Genomic DNA, 16904 nt, shown 5'->3' on the forward strand with positions numbered 1-16904 from the left:
CGGGCCGTGAGCGGTCACCGGCAGACCCGGTTCGTGGTCCTGCCGGACACCGAAACCGGGCCCGCCGCGGCCGCGTTGACCCCGGTGCAGGGCGCGGCCGAACGCCGCGCCCTGCACCACCCGAGCGGGCGCCCCTGGATCCTCGGCCACTGGCCCGACGGCGAGGTGCTCACCGCCCGCGCCGGACCGGTCGCCCTCGCCGTGATCGGCACCAGCGACACCGACACCGACCGCCTGCGCCGCCACGCCGAACGCGTCCGCGACCCGTACGACGCCCTCGCCCTCGCCGACACCCTCGCCGGCAGCTTCCACCTGATCGCCACCGTCCACGGCACCGTCGCCGCCCGCGGCACCCTGTCCGCCCTGCGCCGCCTCCACCACGCCGAGATCCACGGCATCCCCGTCCTCGCCGACCACGCCGACACCCTCGCCGCCGCCGCCCGCCTCACCCCCTCCGTCGAACGCCTCGCCCTGCGCCTGGCCCACCCGCTGCCCCACCCCGCCGACACCCTGCCGCTGTGGCACCGGATCACCCCCGTACCACCGCACCACACCGCCGTCCTCACCCCCGGCCACCCCGCCCGCACCCGTGCCCACTGGCACCCGCCGGCCCCCACCCGGCCCCGCCCCGAAGCCGCCGCCGCCCTCGGCCACGCCCTGCACCGCGCCGTCGCCGCCCGCACCCGCGTCGGCGGACTCGTCGCCGCCGACCTCTCCGGCGGCCTCGACTCCACCCCCCTGTGCTTCCTCGCCGCCACCGGCCCCGCCGACCTGCTCACCGTCACCCTCGGCTCCCTCGACCCCCACCACGAGGACGCCGCCTGGGCCGACCGGGCCGCCCGCCACCTGCCCGGAACCCGCCTCGTCCTGCCCGCCGAGCAACTCCCCGCCATGTTCGCGGACATCGACACCCCCGGCCCCCAGGGCGACGAACCGTTCGCCTGGACCCGCACCCGGGCCCGCGACGAAGCCGTCACCCGCCTCCTCGCCACCCGAGGCGCCCGCCTCCGGCTCAGCGGCGAAGGCGGCGACGAAGTCCTCCAGGCCCTCCCCGCCTACCTGCGCACCCTCCTCCCGCACCACCCCGCCACCGCCACCCGCCACCTGCGCGGCCACCGCGCCCGCCTGCGCTGGAAACTCCCCGACGCCCTCCGCGCCCTCACCGACCCCCGCCCCTACCCGGCCTGGCTCGCCCACACCAGCCACCGCCTCACCCACCCCGACCCGCCCCCCACCACCCAACTCCTCGGCTGGGGAACCGAACCCCGCCTACCGCCCTGGGCCACCGCCACCGCCGCCGACCTCGTGCGCCGACAACTCGCCGCCCTCGCCGACGAAACGGAGCCACTCGCACCACGGCACACCCAGCACCAGACCCTCCACATGGTCCGGCACAGCGCCTCCGCCCTGCGCCAACTCGCCGACACCACAGCCCACTTCGGCGTTCCCTACAGCGTGCCCTTCCTCGACGACCAGGTCCTCGACGCCTGCTTGGCCGCCGACCCCGCCACCCGCGGCACACCCTTCGCCTACAAGCCGCTGCTCACCGAGGCCCTCACCCCCCACATGCCCGCCGAGCTCCTGCGACGTACCGGCAAAGGCGACTTCACTCCCGACACCCACCAGGGACTCGCCCGCCACCGCCCCGCCCTCGCCGCGCTCATCGAGGACAGCGCCCTGGCCCGCGCCGGACTCGTCGACCCCGACGCGCTGCGCCGCGCCTGCCTCGGGCTCTACCCGCCCGGCACCCCCTACGCGGCCCTCGACGCGACCCTCGCCTGCGAGCACTGGCTGCGCGCCCACCCCGCCGCCGCCCACCCGACCGCCGCCCCCTCGCCCAAGGAGCGCGCATGGCCGCCGAACTGAGCCCCGACGTGACCCTCACCGCCACCGAGGACGGCGCCGTCCTCCTGCACGAGCGCACCGGCCGCTACTACCAGCTCAACCGCACCGGGCTGCTCATCCTGCGCGCCCTGCTGGACGGCCGCACCACCGACGAGATCGCCACCGACCTCGGCCGCCGCCACCCGGTCACCGCCGAGCGGGCCCGCTCCGACGCCCGACGGCTGCACGAGGACCTGCGCACCGCCGGACTGGTCACCGGATGAGCCTGCACGCCCACGCCACCCGAACCGGCCGCCCGCCCTGGCACCGCCGCCCCGCCGCACTCGCCGCCATCGGCGCGGCCCGGCTGATCGAACGGCTCCCCCCGGCCCGCATCCGCCGCGTCATGCTCGCCCTGCGCCGCGGCGCCCGCCCCGCCGACCGCCCCCAGGCCCAAGCCGCCCGGCAGGCCGTCGTCGCCCTCAGCATGCGCTGCGCCGGCCAGGGATGCCTCCAACGCTCCATCGCCGCGGCCCTGTTGTGCCGCGCCCGCGGCACCTGGCCCACCTGGCGCACCGGCGTGCGCACCGCGCCCTTCCGCGCCCACGCCTGGATCGAGGCCGAGGGCCGCCCCGTCGACGAACCCGCCGAAGTCACCCACTACCACCCACTGATCACCGTGCCCCCGCAGGAGCGCCCCGCCGGGCCCGCCCCCGCGCGGGAAGCCGGCGGGCCCGACGTCCCGCGTACGGCCAAGGGCTCCCGGCACCCCGGCGAGCCGGCCTCATGATCGTCACGACCCTCATGACCGCCGCCCGAAAGGCCCATGCCGCGCAGACGGCCGGCCGGGCTCCGCACCGACCACCGACACGAGCCGCGCACCTGGGACGATCCGCCACCGGCGCGCATCCCCCGGCTCTCGACCCGCGCCGGCCCGGCGACACACCGGGTCGAACAGCTCTCCACCGACTACTGCGTGCACCCCGGTGCCACGGACCGGGCCCCGCGCCGCCACCGCGCCTTCACCCTGCCGACAGGACGCCGCCCCCGCTACCCGCAGGGCGCGCACGGCTCGTGCCGAGGATGCTCCTTCGACGACGTGCGGCACGCCCGGGACGTCCTCGACCAGCTGCTGCGGGAACTGCCCGCCCGCGCCCGCGAGGAGCCAGGACGCCGCGTGGCCGTGCCGGAAGCGGCCTGCCTCCGGCGCACCCCGCCGGATCCCTTCGCCGACCGGCGGCAGCGGCGCCCCGACCCGTGGTGGCGCCGCCGTCTCGCCGACGGCAGGGAGGGAACGTGAACCGCGGCACCGCCACGGGACACCCCCCGGGGCCCGGGCCCGGAGCCTCCTACGGCGTCCCGCGCGGACGGGGCTGCGGTCATCCCATCGGAGGGGTCAGCTCCATGGAGCGCAGAGCGGCCGCCAGGGCCGGCGCGTCGCCGACGTCGAGGGCCGTGTCCGTCAACTTGATGACGTGCTCGTCGCCGTGCGACAGGGCGAGTTCGAAGACCTCCTCGGGAGCGAGGCCACCGGGCGCGGCGCACGGGACGGCCACGGCCGGCGCGTACATCGCGGTCACCGCCGCGCAGGCCGTCCAGGCGGACCGGAGGCTGGAGGGCCACAGGTCGCGCGGGAGGGCGGGCAGCACGCGCAGCACGGCGTTGGGAGCCGTGGCGGCGTGCACGAGCATCGTCTCCTCGCCGTGGCCGTGGGTGGCGTACCGGTGGGTCGCCGCCCGCACCAGCTCGGTGAGGCGGCGGTGCGCCTCGGCCGGCTCCACCACCGCGCCCGCCCACACCGGCAGCACCTCGACGCGGTCGAGCCGGGCGGGGAAGCCGCCGTCCTGGACGGCGATGCGCGGCACCGCGTCGAGAGCGGCGGCGGCGCCGTCGGCGCCGGCGGTGCGGGCCGGCGGGGCGAGACCCGTGACGGGCCGGTGGCGCGCGGCCCAGTAGCCCAGGCCGTGGGCGAGTTCGGACAGCCGGGGCTCGGTGACCTCGCCGGACAGCAGCGTGCGGACGGCGTGACCCACCCGGATCACCGGATGCGTGGAGCCGCCGTACAGGCCGGGCAGAAGACGGGGCCACCACCGGCCGAGCACATCGCGCCAGGGACGTTCGGAGACCTCGCGCTCGAAGAAGCCGATCCAGTCGGCCACCCGGCCCGGTTCACCGAGGGCCGAACGCCAGTCGGCGGCCGTGACCGGCTCGACGCGGGACGGGAACTCCTCCAGCTTGCGGGCGTACAGGTCGAGCCAACGGTGCACCGCACCCGCCCGTCCACGGGCCGCGAGGGCCTCGACGGCCATCGGCGCGTGGTTGGTGAGCCGCCCGAGCCGCTCGGGCCCCGAGCGGTGCAGACGCTCGAGCGCCTCGTCCAAAGTCCCTGTGGCATCCATGACGGGGACGGTACGCGGGCGGGCACGGCGGGCGTAACGGGCTGCGGACGTAGGCCGGTCGGTCCCAGGACCTGGTGCCACGCCCGTGGTGCGCGGCGGGGCGCGCGGGAAGTCGGCGGGGCCGACTTCTGGCGCGGGACGGGGCGCCGAGGGTCAGGTGCGGGTGGGGGTGTGGTGGGTGAGGAAGCGGCGGACGGTGGTGCGCAGGAGGGGGACGGTGGTGGCGGCGGGGAGGGGGCCGACGAGGGTGGTGCGGTGGGCGGGGGTCAGGAGGCCGGCCCGCTGGAGGCGGGGGACCATCGCGGCGTAGTCGGTGAAGGCCCAGTGGTTGGTGGCGGGCAGGAGGGCGCGGCGGACGCGTCCGGGCGAGCGGGCGGCCAGGACCGACCAGGAGCGGTCGAGTTCCTCCCGGTGGGGGAAGAGTTCGCTGCCGAGCAGCAGGAGCGGGCGGTCCGTGCCCTCCGCGGTGATCCGCAGTGGTTGCGGGTCGGCGCCCGGGGTGGTGGGCGGGTGGTCGAGGTAGCCCTCCAGGTTGACGGCGGCGCGTACGCGGCGGTCCTCGTGGAACACCTCGGTGGCGGCGCTCGCCCCCGCCGAGTGCCCGTACAGGCCGAGGCGGCCGAGGTCGAGGGCGGCGGCCAGGCCGGGTGGCAGCGGCAGTTCGGCGGCGTGGTGGAGCCGGTCGACGACGAAGCGCAGGTCGGCGATCCGGGTGTCGACCACGGTGCGCCACAGCGCCGGTTCGTCGCGGGGGTCACCGCGCAGGACGGTGGCCCGTACGGGCTCGGTGCGGAAGGCGGTGGTGCCCGGGAACTCCACCGCGAGCGCGTCGCCCGGGTGGTCGACCAGGACCACCACCGCGCCGTGGGAGGCCAACTCCTCGCCCAGGCAGGTCCCGAGGCCGCGCGGATCGCCGCCGCCGGGGCTGTACACCAGCACCGGCCGGCGGCCCCCGGACGCGGGGGCGGCGTCGGGACGGGCGTGGGTGCGGGTGGCGGCCCAGTCCACGCCCGTGGCGGGCAGCCGCAGCGGGGTGAGTGGGGCGATCCGCCCGAAGCAGGCCGCCGCCCCGGGCGGCAGCTGCGGTGCGGGCACGGCGGGGGAGTGGGCGGCGGCCGGGTAGAGGAACGTCACCATCAGTTCCCGCACCGGGAGTTCCGGCGTCAGCGGGTCGGGCCGGGAGGAGTCGACCAGGTACACGGACCGGCAGCCCACCGGGTACGGCCCGGTCGGCGCGGGCAGGGCCAGGACGACGCCCGACGGGGACGGGACGGAGGACGAAGACGAAGACGAAGACGGGGACGGGGACGGGGACGGGGCCGAGGACGAAGACGGGGACGGGGGCGGGGACGGGGCCGAGGACGCGGCGGGAGCCGGCAGCAGGAGCGCGGCGGGTGCCGCCGTCGCGGACCTGATGAGGGCGCGCCGGCTCAGGGGGAGACGGACGTCGAAGTCGCGGTTCATGCGGCCAGGTTCGGCCGGGCGGCCGCCCCCGGGCCATCCTTGAGGCCCAGCGCTCAAGGATGGACACCGGCCGCGAGGAGGCACCGTGCTGCGGATCCACTTCACCCCGCAGGACTTCACCCGCATCACCCTCGCCCCCCGCCCCGCGCCGCTCCAGGAGCTCAACACCGCGCTGGCCACGATGTGCCGCACCGACGCCGACCCGCTGCACGCCCCCTGGCGCCGCCGGGCCCTGCACGCCCTGCCCCCGTCCGCCGCCCCGCTGGCCGACCTCGTCCCGGCCGGCCGCGCGCCCGCCTTCCTCGACGTCTTCGCCGACGGCCTGCCCGAGGCGCTGGAGCAGGTCCGCACCGCCCCGCCCGGGTACGTCCGCACCGAGCTGCGCCGCGCGTACGAGCCGGTGCGGGGCGCCCCGCCGCCCTGGGTGCGCGACCTCGCCCGGGGTGACGCGCCGGCCCGGCGGCTGGTCCACCGGGCGCAGCACGCGGCGTACGAGACGCTGCTCGCCCCGGTCTGGGACCAGGTGCGGGACCTGCACCGCGCCGAATTCGCCCGCCGGGCCGTGCAGTTGGCGCAGGACGGCGCGGCGGCGCTGCTGGCCGCTCTGGTGCCCGGCGCGCGCCTGCGGGAGGCGGTGTGGGAGCTGCCGGGCGCGCCCGGGGAGATCCGCCTGGCCGGGCGCGGGCTGCTCCTGCTGCCGACCTTCCACTGGTACGGCCCCGCGCTGCCCGCCGAACCCCCCGGCCGCCCGGTCGCCCTCACCTACCCGGCCGGGACCGGGCTGCTGCCCCGCCCCGACGGCCGTTCCGGGGAACGCGCCCTGGCCGCGGTGCTCGGAGCGACCCGCGGCGAGCTGCTGCACCTGCTCGCGCGCGAGCACACCACGAGCGAACTGGCCCGCAGGCTGGGCGTCAGCGCCGCCACGGTCTCCGCCCACGCGGGGGCGCTGCGGGGCGCGGGGCTGATCACCACCGTGCGGGCGGGCAAGGCGGTGCTGCACCGGCGGACGGCACTGGGGGATCTGTTGGTCGGTAGTTGACGATGCGTCAGATGCGGTCCCGGGACTGGGATGGATTGCCGACCGTCGTCCTCGCGGCGGTGAAGTGGGGGAAGCCCTGCCGAGGCGCCGGGGCGGGTGCCCGCAGGGGCAGCTGGGTTTCCGGTGGCTGAGGCCCGCCCAACACGAAGGCCCCCGGCCAGGGAACTTGAGTTCTGGGGATCGTTGCAACACCCCAGCTGGGGAGTGCAATGACCTTCGAGATTCGCGAGGGCCGGACGGTAGCCCAGGGAGCCAGGCGGCTCACGCGTGAGCGGGAGGGGTGCGGGGGGGGGGTGTACGAGGGCCGGGGCCGCCGTCGGCACGATCAGGAAGGCGGCGGCCCCGGCCCCGGTACGGGTGCCGTACGGGCGGGGCATCGACCGCGATGCCCGTACGGCTGCGGTCGGCACCCATTCCACGACTTCAACAGCACTTGAAGTCAAGTCCGGCCCGAGGCGAGGCCCCGCCGGAAGGTGGCGTCCGGGGGCCGGGTAGCCTCGCTCCCGGCGGGGGCCTGCGGAGGACAGACACGGACAAGACGGACAGGGGCGGGCGGATGACGGAGCAGCACAGCTACTGGCGGGCGTCGGACGGCGCGGCGGTGAGCGCCGGCCAGGCGCACATCGTGTGGACCAGGGCGGCCTACCCGGCCCTGGTGGAGGTGGCGGGCCGCTACCACGCGGTGATCAGCTACGCGGACCTGGCCGAGGCGGTCCAGGAGGCCTCCGGGGTGCGCACCCGGATCAACCAGCGGCACTGGATCGGCAAGGTGCTGTCCCTGGTGATCCGCGAGGCGCACCGGCGCGGCGACCCGCCGCTGACGGCCCTGGTGGTGCACGCCACGGACGGCAGGGTCGGCCCCGGCTACCAGGAGGTGCTGGCGGTGGCCGGACAGCCACCGGTGGCCGCGGAGATGGACCGCGAGCAGCACGCGGCCGCCGCCCGGCTGGCCTGCTACCGGCACTTCGGCGCCGACCTGCCCGCCGACGGCGGCATACCCGCCCTGGCCCCGCGCCTGCGCGCCTCGGTGGAGCGCAAGGCCGCCGCCACCGCCGTGCCGCGCCCGCCGGCGATCTGTCCGAACTGCTTCCTCGAACTGCCCGCGACCCGGGTGTGCGACTCCTGCGGCGCGACCGTCGCCCCGTGAGCCGGGGCACCCGGCGGTGAGCGGCGCGACCGTCGCCCCGTGAGCGGAGCGGTCGGGCGGGCCGCGGACACGACAGGGCCACCAGCACCAGCAGGAACCGGAGCCGGAGCGGGAGCCGGAACGGCGGGCGCGGGACCGAGCCGAGGCCGCGTCACACGGCGGCGGGCATCCGCCCGGGCATCTGCCAGCCCTCGGCGAGGCGGGAGGGCGTCAGACGCCGACCGTCGCCGAAGAACTCGCAGAACTTCATGATCAGCGGGTCCCAGCCGACCGGGTCGACGTAGTGGTCGCTGCCGGGCACCAGCAGGCTCTCCTCGACGTGGGCGCGCACCACCGTCACCTCGAAGGCGGTGCGCCCGCCGCCCGTCAGTGCCGTCGCCGACTCCACCCGGCACTCCAGCTGCACCGGGCACTCGGCGGCGCGCGGCGCCTTCACCAGCTCGCCGGGCAGCTCGGTCAGGCCGGCGGCGGCGAACTTGCGCCGCTCGTGGCGGTAGCCCTGCTTCTGCCGGTACTCGGCGATGTGCGGGTTGGCGGTCAGCAGCGCGAGGGCGTCCACGGAGCCCACCTGCGCGGAGGACGGCAGGTTGAGCACGCACTCGCCCTCGCGCCGCAGGTTGGCGGCGGTCTGGGAACTGTCGCCCAGGCCCAGCACGCACGACTGCCCCAGCCACCACGCCGAGGACATCGGCATCAGGTTGGCGCTGCCGTCCTCGTTGCGGGAGCCGATCAGCACCACGGGGGTACCGAAGTACAGGACCTTGAGATCGATGACCTTGTGCACGGGAACTGCCGTCCTCGGAAACTCGGGAAACTCGGAACCCGGCGACGCGGGAGATCCGCGTCGCCGTCGGTCACCGACTCTGCCCCCGCCCGCCCGGGGGCGCTGGCGGTGATCGGACATCGCGTTCCGTACGTTCCCGTACGTTCCCGTACGGCACCGAAGAGCCCCGAAGAGCCCCGAAGAGCCCCGAGGACGGCCGCCCCGCTACCGCGCGCCGCCCGTCAGCCCACCGGCCCGCGGGAGGCGACCAGCCGGGCCCGGCCGTCGAGCAGCCGGTAGGACAGGCCGACCACGGCCACCTTCCCCTCGGCGATCCGCGCGGCCAGCGCCTGCGAGCGCTCCACCAGCAGGTCCACGGTCTGGCGGATGTGCTCGTCGACGATGCCGTCCCGGTCCTCGATGCCCGCGGCCTTGGCGGACAGCACGCTCGGGGTGACCCGCTCCACCACGTCCCGCACGAAGCCGCCCGGCAGCCGGCCCTCCTCCAGGGAGTCCAGCGCGGCCGCCACCGCACCGCAGGAGTCGTGCCCGAGGACGACGACCAGCGGGCAGTCCAGCACGCTCACCCCGTACTCGATGCTGCCCAGCGCCTCGGCCCCGGTGACGTGGCCGGCGGTGCGCACCACGAACAGGTCGCCCAGGCCCTGGTCGAAGATGATCTCGGCGGCCAGCCGGGAGTCCGAGCAGCCGAACAGCACCGCGAAGGGCCGCTGGGCCGGGGCGAGCGCCGTGCGGCGCCCGGCGTCCTGGTTGGGGTGTTCGGGGTTGCCCGCGACGAACCGGGCGTTGCCCTCCATCATCACCCGCAGGGCCTGGACGGGGTCGGTCAGGAAGTCGTCCGTCGGACCGTCGGTCAGGTCGCCCGTCAGGCCGTCGGTCGGGTCGGGCTCGGAACCGGATATCGGTGTGGGGATCATGCCAGCACCCTAGATCGCCGCAGGTGGAACCCGCAGCCGGGGGTCAAGGGCCGGACGGCCCCATGGACGGCCCGATGGTCCCCGCGGACGGCCTGGGGCCTACGGGGCGGGGCGGCGCAGGGCGAGGACGGTGACGTCGTCGCGGCTGCGCCCGCCGCTCCAACGGCGGGCCCGCCGGTCGAGGGCCTCGGGCAGGGCGTCGGCGGGGACGGCGGCGAGGTCGGCCAGGCCCTGTTCGACGGGGTAGAAGGCGCCGGAGGCGTCCTGGGCCTCGGTGATGCCGTCGGTGAGCAGGACCAGCACCCCGTCGCCGGGCAGCGCGAAGCGCCGTACGGGGCGCGGTTCGCCGGTGCCGGCCAGGGCGGCGAGGCCGAGCGGGATGCCGGCGTCCAGGGTGACGGGCTCCACGCGGCCGTCGGGGTGCAGCAGGTAGGGGGAGAGGTGGCCGCAGTTGACGGCCCGTACCTCGGTGGCGCCCCCGCTCCCGCCCGCGCCTCCGGCCGTGTCCGCCCCGGGGCCCGCAGAAGGGCCCGGGGCGGGGCCCGCGTCCGCCTCGGGGCCCGCCTCGGGGTCCGCCCCGCCGACGCACAGCACCGTGGCGGTGACGAACCGTTCCTGCTCGCCGCTCTGCACCGCGTAGGCGTTGTGCCGCTCCACCGCCGCCTCCAGGGCGTCGGCGACGTCGGGCAGCCGTGCCTCGCGGAAGGCCGCCTCCCGGAAGGCGCTCAGCACCGCGAAGCCCGTCCCGATCGCGGGCAGGCCCTTGCCCTGGACGTCGCCGACCAGCACCCGGGTGCCGTGCGGGGTGTCGGCGACGTCGTACAGGTCGCCGCCGACCATGGCGTCCTGCTCCACCGGCCGGTACAGCCCGTCCAGGCGCAGGTCCGGGGTGGTGACGGGCAGCGGGCGCAGCAGCTGGCGCTGGAGGGCGACGGCGCTCTGCCGCATCCGGGACAGCTGCGTCTCGCGCCGCACCCGCCGGGTGCACAGGCCGATCACGACGGCCTGGGCGACCACCACGAGCAGCAGGGTGCCGAGGCGGGCCGTCAGGTCGCCGGGCGGGAACAGCAGCGAGTGGACGACGATCACGGCGGTCACCCACACCGCGGCGGCCACCGTCTGGGCGACGGTGCCCAGGCCGGCCAGCAGCGCGGGCAGCAGCACCAGCTGCAGGACCAGGCGCGAGTTGGTGCCGGTGGCGGCCTGGACGAGCAGCACGGCGGCGGTGGCGGCCAGCACGGCGAGCGCCACCGTCCGGTTGCCGGGGGCGCGCGGGCCGGTGGGTCGCTGGTCGTCGCCGTGCACCCCGGTGTCGCCCTCTCCGCCGTCTCTCCGCCGTCCGGCCGTCCCTCCAGGGTGGTCGGTGCGGCGGGCCGGGCGCGAGCGGACTGCGCCGGGCGGGGGACCCCGGACGGCGCGCGCCGGCTGTCGGCGGGAGTCGGTACGGTGGCCGGTGTGTCCTCCCCGTCCCCGTCCTCGTCCCCGTCTTCGTCCGCCGGCTCGGCTCCCGCGAACCGGGTGCCGCTCGACGACCTCGTGCGGCTGCGCCGGGCCCGGGACCGGATGGACCGCGAGTACGCGCAGCCGCTGGACGTGCCGGCGCTGGCCCGCACCGCGCTGATGTCCTCCGGCCACTTCTCGCGCAGCTTCCGCGCCGCCTACGGCGAGACCCCGTACAGCTACCTCATGACCCGCCGGATCGAGCGGGCCAAGGCGCTGCTGCGGCGCGGGGACCTGAGCGTGACCGAGGTGTGCATGGCGGTGGGCTGTACCTCGCTGGGCTCCTTCAGCACCCGTTTCACCGAGCTGGTCGGCGAGAGCCCCAGCGCCTACCGGGCCCGCGACCACGAGCCGGGCGCGGCGATCCCGGCCTGCATCGCCAAGATCCGCACCCGCCCGGTGCGGCGCACCGAGACCCGCGGCACCCCGGGCGCCGGGCCCGCCGCCCGGGGGGACGGCGGCCCCGGCGCTCCCGTAGCGTGACGCCCATGAGCATCGAACTCGCACAGTGCTTCATCGCCGTCGACGACCACGACCGGGCGCTCGCCTTCTACCGCGACGTCCTCGGCTTCGAGGTGCGCAACGACGTCGGCTTCGAGGGCATGCGCTGGGTGACCGTCGGCTCGCCCGACCAGCCCGGCGTGGAGATCGTCCTGGAGCCCCCGCTGGCCGACCCGCACGCCGCCGAGGCCGACCGCCGGGCCGCCGCCGAACTGCTGGCCAAGGGCCTGCTGCGCGGCGTCATCTTCCGCACCGACGACTGCGACGCCACCTTCGAGCGGCTGCGGGCGGCCGGCGCGGAGGTCCTCCAGGAGCCGATGGACCAGCCCTACGGGGTGCGCGACTGCGCCTTCCGGGACCCGTCGGGCAACATGCTGCGCTTCAACCAGCCGCGCACCCGGTAGCGGCCCGGCGGCTTCAGGGCCGTACGGTGCCAGGGCCGTGCGGTGCCAGGGCCGTGCGGGGCGTCAGGCCTTGGCGGGCTTGAGCTTCGCGAGCGAGGCGGCCATGGCGTCTACGGCCTTCTCGACCCGGTCGGTGGTGTCGGCGGTGTAGCACATCCGGAAGTAGCCGGGCCTGGGGCAGTGCATCTCCCCGCCGGGCAGGAGGCTGACCTTCGCGTCCTTCAGCAGGTACGCCCCCAGGAGGGCCTCGCGCTGGTCGATCTCGTGGTTGATCGGCACCAGGTCCGGGGGGAACGCCTTGTCGAGGTGGGCGCTCAGGTCGAGCAGGAAGAACTGGGCGGCGTTGCGGTCCCCGGGCTTCCCGTCGTCGCCCACGTACCGGATGCCGTGCTCCCCGAGCTTCGCCGCGGTCCGGTCGAAGGCCGTCTCCAGGCGTCCGGCGTAGTCGGCCATGAGGGTCTTCGGGAAGTCGCTCGGCTTGCCGTCGTCGGTGAGGAACAGCTTGCGCACGTAGGCGCTCTTGAGGGAGTCGAGCGGGCCGAACCAGGTCAGCGACTTGAGCGTCTCGTCGCCCTGCATGACCCGGCGCACGTCGTTCGACTTGGAGACGAGGAAGCCGATCCGGAAGCCGGACAGTCCGAAGTCCTTGGTCAGCCCGTACACGAGGTGGATGCGGTCGGGGTCGGTGGCGTAGGCCCGGGTCGACAGGACGCTGTGGAAGCCGTCCGTGCCGGTGCTCTGGGAGTAGGAGTAGATCTCGTCGGAGACGATGTGCATCTGTTTGTCCAGTGCCCATCGGCAGACGTCGTCGAGCAGCTCCTCGCTGTAGTTGACGCCCAGCGGGTTGTGCGGGTTGGTCAGGACGAGGAGCTTGGGCTTGGGCTCGGAGGCGGCGTCGTACGCGTGCTGGAGGGCGTCGACGGTCAGGGTGAGGTGGTCCGCCCCGTCGAGACGCACGGGCACGCACTGCAGTCCGGGCCGCTGCTGGAAGCACCACAGGAAGCCGGGCCAGAACGGGGCCGGCAGCATGACGCGGTCCCCGGGCTTGAGCACCCCGCCGTGGATCAGCCCGAAGGCCAGGCATTCCAGGGCGCCCGAGCCGCCGGCGGTCGCGTACACGTCGAACTTCGGGTCGATGCCGGCCGAGAACCGGGGGCGCAGGAACGCGGTGACCACGTCGAGCAGGCTCTGCGCGCCGTAGGGCGGCGACGCGTACTTGGCGTCCTTCTCCCGCAGTTCGATCCGGGAGAAGACGTTCTCGTCCAGCAGGTCGAACAGGAGCACGTTGTTCGCGATGCCGAGGTTGTAGACGTCCTCCGAGACGGTGTCCTGGTAGTAGGCCAGGCGTTCCTCGGGGTCGGCGATCCGGTGCAGGCGTTCCATGGCCAGGGCCTGTTCGACGCTGGAGACGAGCGCGGCGTCGGCCTGCCGCTGCTCGGCGTCGGGCCTGGTGATGCTCTGGGTCATTGTCCATACCTTCGTACGGGGAGTCGGTCGGCTTCCTTTCTCCCCTCCGGCCGCGGATTCGGCCTGCGCTGGTGACCCGCGCGGATGAGGGTGGCGGACGCGGCCGGGCGCCCGGCCCGACCCGCGCGTGCCCGCGGCGCGGCGGGTGCGTGGGCGCGGCGCGGCGGGGTGTGCCGGTGCGGGGTGACGGGTGTGCCGGTGGGGCACGATGGGGCGATGGAGAGCACTCGACAGACAGTCAGTTCCGGCTCGCCCCTCGAACCGCGGATCGGCTTCTCCCGGGCCGTGCGCAAGGGCAACCACGTCGCGGTCGCGGGCACCGCCCCGATCGGCGAGGACGGCACGACGGTCGGCCAGGGCGACGTCCACGCCCAGACCGTCCGCTGCCTGGACATCGCCGAAGCCGCCCTGCGGGAAGCCGGCGCCGTCCTCGCGGACGTCGTGCGGACCCGCGTCATGCTCACCGACATGAGCCAGTGGCGGGAGGCGGCGCGCGCCCACGGGGAACGGTTCTCGCTGATCCGCCCGGCCACCACGTTCGTGGAGGTGTCGCGCTTCATCGACGAGCGGTGGCTGGTGGAGGTCGAGGTGGACGCGGTGATCGGCTGACCGGGGGCGGGGCCGGGGCCGGGCCGGGGCCGGGGGGGGGCGTCAGGGTGCGGGCCGCCGACCGTGGCCCGGCCCCGGCCGTACGGTCGGTGCCTCAGGGGGCCGGGGGCCCGGTGCGGGGGCGCAGGCGTTCGCCCTGCGGTCCGAACATGATCAGGTACTCGGCCGGTCCGCCGTGTCCGGCGTTGGCGAGCCCGTGCGGGGTGCGGGTGTCGAACTCGGCGACCTCCCCGGCGGTGAGGAGGAGGTCGCGGTCGCCGAGTGCCAGCCACAGGCGGCCGGAGAGCACGCACAGCCACTCGTACCCCTCGTGCGAGACCTGCCGGGGCCGCGACGGCGGGGTCTCGGTGGCGGGCAGGACGTGCTTGTGGGCGTGCAGGCCGCCGACGTACCGGGTCAGCGGCAGCACGGCCTTGCCGCCCGCCGGGCGCCGCGGCGCGGGCCGCGGCGCCTCGCGGGGTGGGGCGGGCGCGAGGCCGGCGAGTTCGTCCAGCGAGACGCCGTAGGCCCTCGCCAGGTGCAGCAGCAGGTCCAGGGTGGGCCTGCGCCGGCCGTTCTCGACCCGCGACAGGGTGCTGAGGGCGACGCCGGCCGCGCGGCTCGCCTCGGTGAGGGTGTGTCCGTGCCGTACGCGCGCGGCCCGCAGCCGGGGCCCCACGGCCGCCAGTACGTCGGCGACGTCGTCCCCGGCCGGCCCGCCGGTGGTGGTGCCGTTCCCGGTCATCGCGGTTCCGCCCTTCTCGACGGGGCCCTTCCTCGGTGGGCCCTTCCTCGGTGGGGCCTCCGCCCACCGCCCCTGTCCTGCGAGTTTGCCAAAACGTCAAGGCTGTTCGCATCCCCGGGCCGACGGGCCGCATGATCGGTTCCACCGCCGCAGCCACCGCCGCAGCCACCGCGGCCACCGGATCCCGAGGAGTCCCCATGACCGAGTCGAGCCGTCCGCGCCACCGCACCGTCGAGGCCCCCGCCGGGCGGCTGCACCTGGTCGAGCAGGGGGCCGGGCCGCTGGTCCTGCTCGTCCACGGCTTCCCCGAGTCCTGGTACTCCTGGCGCCACCAGCTGCCCGCGCTCGCGGCGGCCGGGTACCGGGCGGTGGCCCTCGATGTGCGCGGCTACGGCCGCTCCTCCAAGCCGTCCGCGACGCCGGAGTACCGGATGCGCGCCCTCGTCGAGGACAACCTCGCCCTGGTGCGCGCCCTGGGCGAGCGGACGGCGGTGGTCGTCGGGCACGACTGGGGCGCGAACATCGCGGCCGCCTCCGGCCTGCTCCACCCCGAGGTGTTCCGCGCGGTGGGCCTGCTGAGCGTTCCCTACACCCCGCCGGGCGGCCCCCGCCCCAGCGAGGTCTTCGCGCGGATGGGCGCGGGCCCGGGCGCCGGCGGGCAGGAGTTCTACGTCTCCTACTTCCAGGAGCCGGGCCGCGCCGAGGCCGAGATCGAGCCCGACGTCCGGGGCTGGCTGGCGGGCTTCTACGCGGCCCTGTCCGCCGACACCATGCCGGCCCCGGGGGAGCCGGACCCGCACTTCGTCAGCGCGGGCGGCACCCTGCGCGACCGCTTCCCCGCCGGCCGGCCCTCCTGGCTCACCGAGGACGATCTCGACCACTGCGCCGGGGAGTTCGAGCGCACCGGCATGACCGGGGCGCTCAACCGCTACCGGAACATGGACCGCGACTGGGAGGACCTCGCCGACCTCGAAGGGGCCCCGCTCACCCAGCCGTCCCTGTTCGTCGGCGGAGCCCTGGACGCCTCCACGACCTGGCTGGCCGACGCCATCGCCGCCTTCCCGACCACGCTCCCCGCCCTGGTCTCCTCCCACCTGCTGGACGGCTGCGGCCACTGGGTCCAGCAGGAACGCCCCCGGGAGGTCAACCGCCTGCTGGTCTCCTGGCTCGCGCGGGTGTGCCCGCCGGCGGGCCGGGACCGTCAGCAGACGGTGTCGGAGGCCGGCAGCACCCCCGTCGACAGGTAGGCGTCCACGGCGCCGTTGGCGCACGCGTCGTAGCCGTTGAGGGTGAGGGTGTGGATGCGGCCCGGGACGGTGACCAGGCGGGAGCCGGTCAGGCGGGAGTGCAGGGCCAGGGCGCCCTGGTACGGGGCGTGGGTGTCGCCGGTGGCGTGGAGCTGCAGGGCGGGGACGGCGTTGCGGACCTCGACCGGGGCCTCCAGCGGGGTGCCGCGCCAGGAGGCGCACGGCACGGGGCCGTTGTAGACCGGGCCGAAGACCGGCTCGGCGGCGCGGGAGCGCTCGACGGCGTCGCGGTACCAGGCGGCCGTGCGCGGCATCGCCACGTCGTCGCACAGGATGCCGAGCGTGGCGGACAGGCCGGCGCCGGCCTCCGCACTGGGGGTGAGGAGCAGGGTCAGCAGCTGGTGCAGGACGGGGCCGGCCTGGACGGGCCCGCCGTCGGCGGCGTCCAGCAACTGCCGCAGCACGTCGGCGTAGAGGGCGTTGTCGCGGTCGTCGCTCTGGAGCAGGGCGAGCAGCACCGGCAGCATCGCGCCGTCGAGCCGGAACCCGTCGACGGCGATCGGCGCGGCCTCGGCCCGGTGCACCAGGTCCTCGACGGTGGCCCGCACTGCCGCCGGGGTGGCGCCCAGGTGGACGGCGGCGTCCCGCGGCGCGGCCCACGCGGCGAAGCCGTCCAGGGCACGCTCGTTGGCGCCCGCCATGTCCTGGAACGCCCCGATGCCGTACCGGGCCGGGTCCAGGGCGCTGTCCAGCACCAGCCGGTCGACGCGCCGCGGGAACAGCTGCGCGTACACCGCGCCCAGCAGCCCGCCGTAGGACTGCCCGAAGAAGGAGGTGCGCTGCTCGCCGAGCGCCGCGCGCAGCACGTCGACGTCCCG

18 protein-coding genes are annotated in these 16904 nt (G+C 76.0%); 10 read left to right on the forward strand and 8 right to left on the reverse strand.

Going from position 1 to position 16904, the window contains the following annotated elements; all coding sequences use genetic code 11:
• Nucleotides 1-6: 6 nt before the first annotated feature.
• The 4 genes from AB0E96_RS04110 to AB0E96_RS04125 are packed head-to-tail and all read left to right on the forward strand — an operon-like array spanning nt 7 to nt 3124.
• Nucleotides 7-1866 carry an asparagine synthase-related protein gene (locus AB0E96_RS04110; protein WP_359818169.1) on the forward strand — a complete coding sequence of 620 codons (1860 nt, stop codon included), beginning with the start codon at nt 7-9 and terminating at the stop codon, nt 1864-1866.
• Nucleotides 1851-2108, forward strand: a complete 258-nt coding sequence (locus AB0E96_RS04115; RefSeq protein WP_359818172.1) for a lasso peptide biosynthesis PqqD family chaperone — start codon at nt 1851-1853, stop codon at nt 2106-2108. The genes AB0E96_RS04110 and AB0E96_RS04115 overlap by 16 nt, the downstream gene beginning before the upstream one ends.
• Nucleotides 2105-2614: a lasso peptide biosynthesis B2 protein gene (locus tag AB0E96_RS04120; RefSeq protein WP_359818174.1), complete on the forward strand. Its 510-nt coding sequence runs from the start codon at nt 2105-2107 to the stop codon at nt 2612-2614. Before AB0E96_RS04115 ends, AB0E96_RS04120 begins: the two co-directional genes overlap by 4 nt.
• Before the next feature lie 36 nt (nt 2615-2650).
• Nucleotides 2651-3124: a hypothetical protein gene (locus AB0E96_RS04125; protein WP_359818177.1), complete on the forward strand. Its 474-nt coding sequence runs from the start codon at nt 2651-2653 to the stop codon at nt 3122-3124.
• 79 nt (nt 3125-3203) lie between these two features.
• Here the strand turns inward: AB0E96_RS04125 and AB0E96_RS04130 are convergent, their stop codons facing one another.
• Nucleotides 3204-4223 carry a questin oxidase family protein gene (locus AB0E96_RS04130; RefSeq protein ID WP_359818179.1) on the reverse strand — a complete coding sequence of 340 codons (1020 nt, stop codon included), beginning with the start codon at nt 4221-4223 and terminating at the stop codon, nt 3204-3206.
• 153 nt (nt 4224-4376) lie between these two features.
• A complete protein-coding gene (locus AB0E96_RS04135) occupies nt 4377-5423 on the reverse strand; it encodes an alpha/beta hydrolase (protein ID WP_359818182.1) in 1047 nt (348 codons plus the stop codon).
• A gap of 349 nt (nt 5424-5772) precedes the next feature.
• Here AB0E96_RS04135 and AB0E96_RS04140 point away from each other — a divergent pair, with 349 nt between their 5' ends.
• Together AB0E96_RS04140 and AB0E96_RS04145 are read left to right on the forward strand one after the other, a co-directional pair.
• On the forward strand, nt 5773-6726 hold the full coding sequence (locus AB0E96_RS04140; protein ID WP_359818184.1) for a winged helix-turn-helix domain-containing protein: 954 nt from the start codon (nt 5773-5775) through the stop codon (nt 6724-6726).
• A 556-nt stretch (nt 6727-7282) separates the two neighbouring features.
• The gene (locus AB0E96_RS04145; RefSeq protein WP_359818186.1) at nt 7283-7873 is read left to right on the forward strand and encodes a hypothetical protein; all 591 of its coding nucleotides are present in this window, start codon (nt 7283-7285) and stop codon (nt 7871-7873) included.
• Nucleotides 7874-8024: 151 nt separating this feature from the next.
• On the opposite strand, the gene AB0E96_RS04150 is transcribed toward AB0E96_RS04145, so the two are convergent.
• From AB0E96_RS04150 to AB0E96_RS04160, 3 genes are all read right to left on the reverse strand, one after another.
• Nucleotides 8025-8657: a flavin reductase family protein gene (locus AB0E96_RS04150; protein ID WP_359818188.1), complete on the reverse strand. Its 633-nt coding sequence runs from the start codon at nt 8655-8657 to the stop codon at nt 8025-8027.
• Nucleotides 8658-8878: 221 nt separating this feature from the next.
• Nucleotides 8879-9457 (reverse strand): carbonic anhydrase, encoded by a 579-nt coding sequence (locus tag AB0E96_RS04155; RefSeq protein ID WP_359818209.1) that lies wholly within the window; start codon nt 9455-9457, stop codon nt 8879-8881.
• Nucleotides 9458-9673: 216 nt separating this feature from the next.
• Entirely contained in the window at nt 9674-10879 is a 1206-nt protein-coding gene (locus AB0E96_RS04160; RefSeq protein WP_359818190.1) for a PP2C family protein-serine/threonine phosphatase, read from the reverse strand.
• A 213-nt stretch (nt 10880-11092) separates the two neighbouring features.
• Between AB0E96_RS04160 and AB0E96_RS04165 the strand changes: the two genes are divergently transcribed.
• A complete protein-coding gene (locus tag AB0E96_RS04165) occupies nt 11093-11557 on the forward strand; it encodes a helix-turn-helix transcriptional regulator (protein ID WP_359818211.1) in 465 nt (154 codons plus the stop codon).
• Nucleotides 11558-11562: 5 nt separating this feature from the next.
• Nucleotides 11563-11979 carry a VOC family protein gene (locus AB0E96_RS04170; RefSeq protein ID WP_359818193.1) on the forward strand — a complete coding sequence of 139 codons (417 nt, stop codon included), beginning with the start codon at nt 11563-11565 and terminating at the stop codon, nt 11977-11979.
• A gap of 63 nt (nt 11980-12042) precedes the next feature.
• Here AB0E96_RS04170 and AB0E96_RS04175 read toward each other — a convergent pair whose 3' ends face one another.
• The gene (locus AB0E96_RS04175; protein ID WP_359818195.1) at nt 12043-13446 is read right to left on the reverse strand and encodes a pyridoxal phosphate-dependent aminotransferase; all 1404 of its coding nucleotides are present in this window, start codon (nt 13444-13446) and stop codon (nt 12043-12045) included.
• Nucleotides 13447-13662: 216 nt separating this feature from the next.
• Here AB0E96_RS04175 and AB0E96_RS04180 point away from each other — a divergent pair, with 216 nt between their 5' ends.
• Nucleotides 13663-14055 (forward strand): RidA family protein, encoded by a 393-nt coding sequence (locus AB0E96_RS04180; RefSeq protein ID WP_359818197.1) that lies wholly within the window; start codon nt 13663-13665, stop codon nt 14053-14055.
• A gap of 94 nt (nt 14056-14149) precedes the next feature.
• Here the strand turns inward: AB0E96_RS04180 and AB0E96_RS04185 are convergent, their stop codons facing one another.
• Nucleotides 14150-14779, reverse strand: a complete 630-nt coding sequence (locus AB0E96_RS04185; RefSeq protein WP_359818200.1) for an XRE family transcriptional regulator — start codon at nt 14777-14779, stop codon at nt 14150-14152.
• 197 nt (nt 14780-14976) lie between these two features.
• Here AB0E96_RS04185 and AB0E96_RS04190 point away from each other — a divergent pair, with 197 nt between their 5' ends.
• Nucleotides 14977-16026 (forward strand): alpha/beta hydrolase, encoded by a 1050-nt coding sequence (locus AB0E96_RS04190; RefSeq protein ID WP_359818202.1) that lies wholly within the window; start codon nt 14977-14979, stop codon nt 16024-16026.
• Here the strand turns inward: AB0E96_RS04190 and AB0E96_RS04195 are convergent.
• Nucleotides 15981-16904, reverse strand: a 924-nt coding sequence (locus AB0E96_RS04195; RefSeq protein WP_359818204.1) for an alpha/beta hydrolase, incomplete at its 5' end; no start/stop codon positions are given. The two genes, AB0E96_RS04190 and AB0E96_RS04195, sit on opposite strands and share 46 nt — an antisense overlap.

Source organism: Kitasatospora sp. NPDC036755 (assembly GCF_040636595.1).
In the GTDB taxonomy this organism is placed as follows: domain Bacteria; phylum Actinomycetota; class Actinomycetes; order Streptomycetales; family Streptomycetaceae; genus Kitasatospora.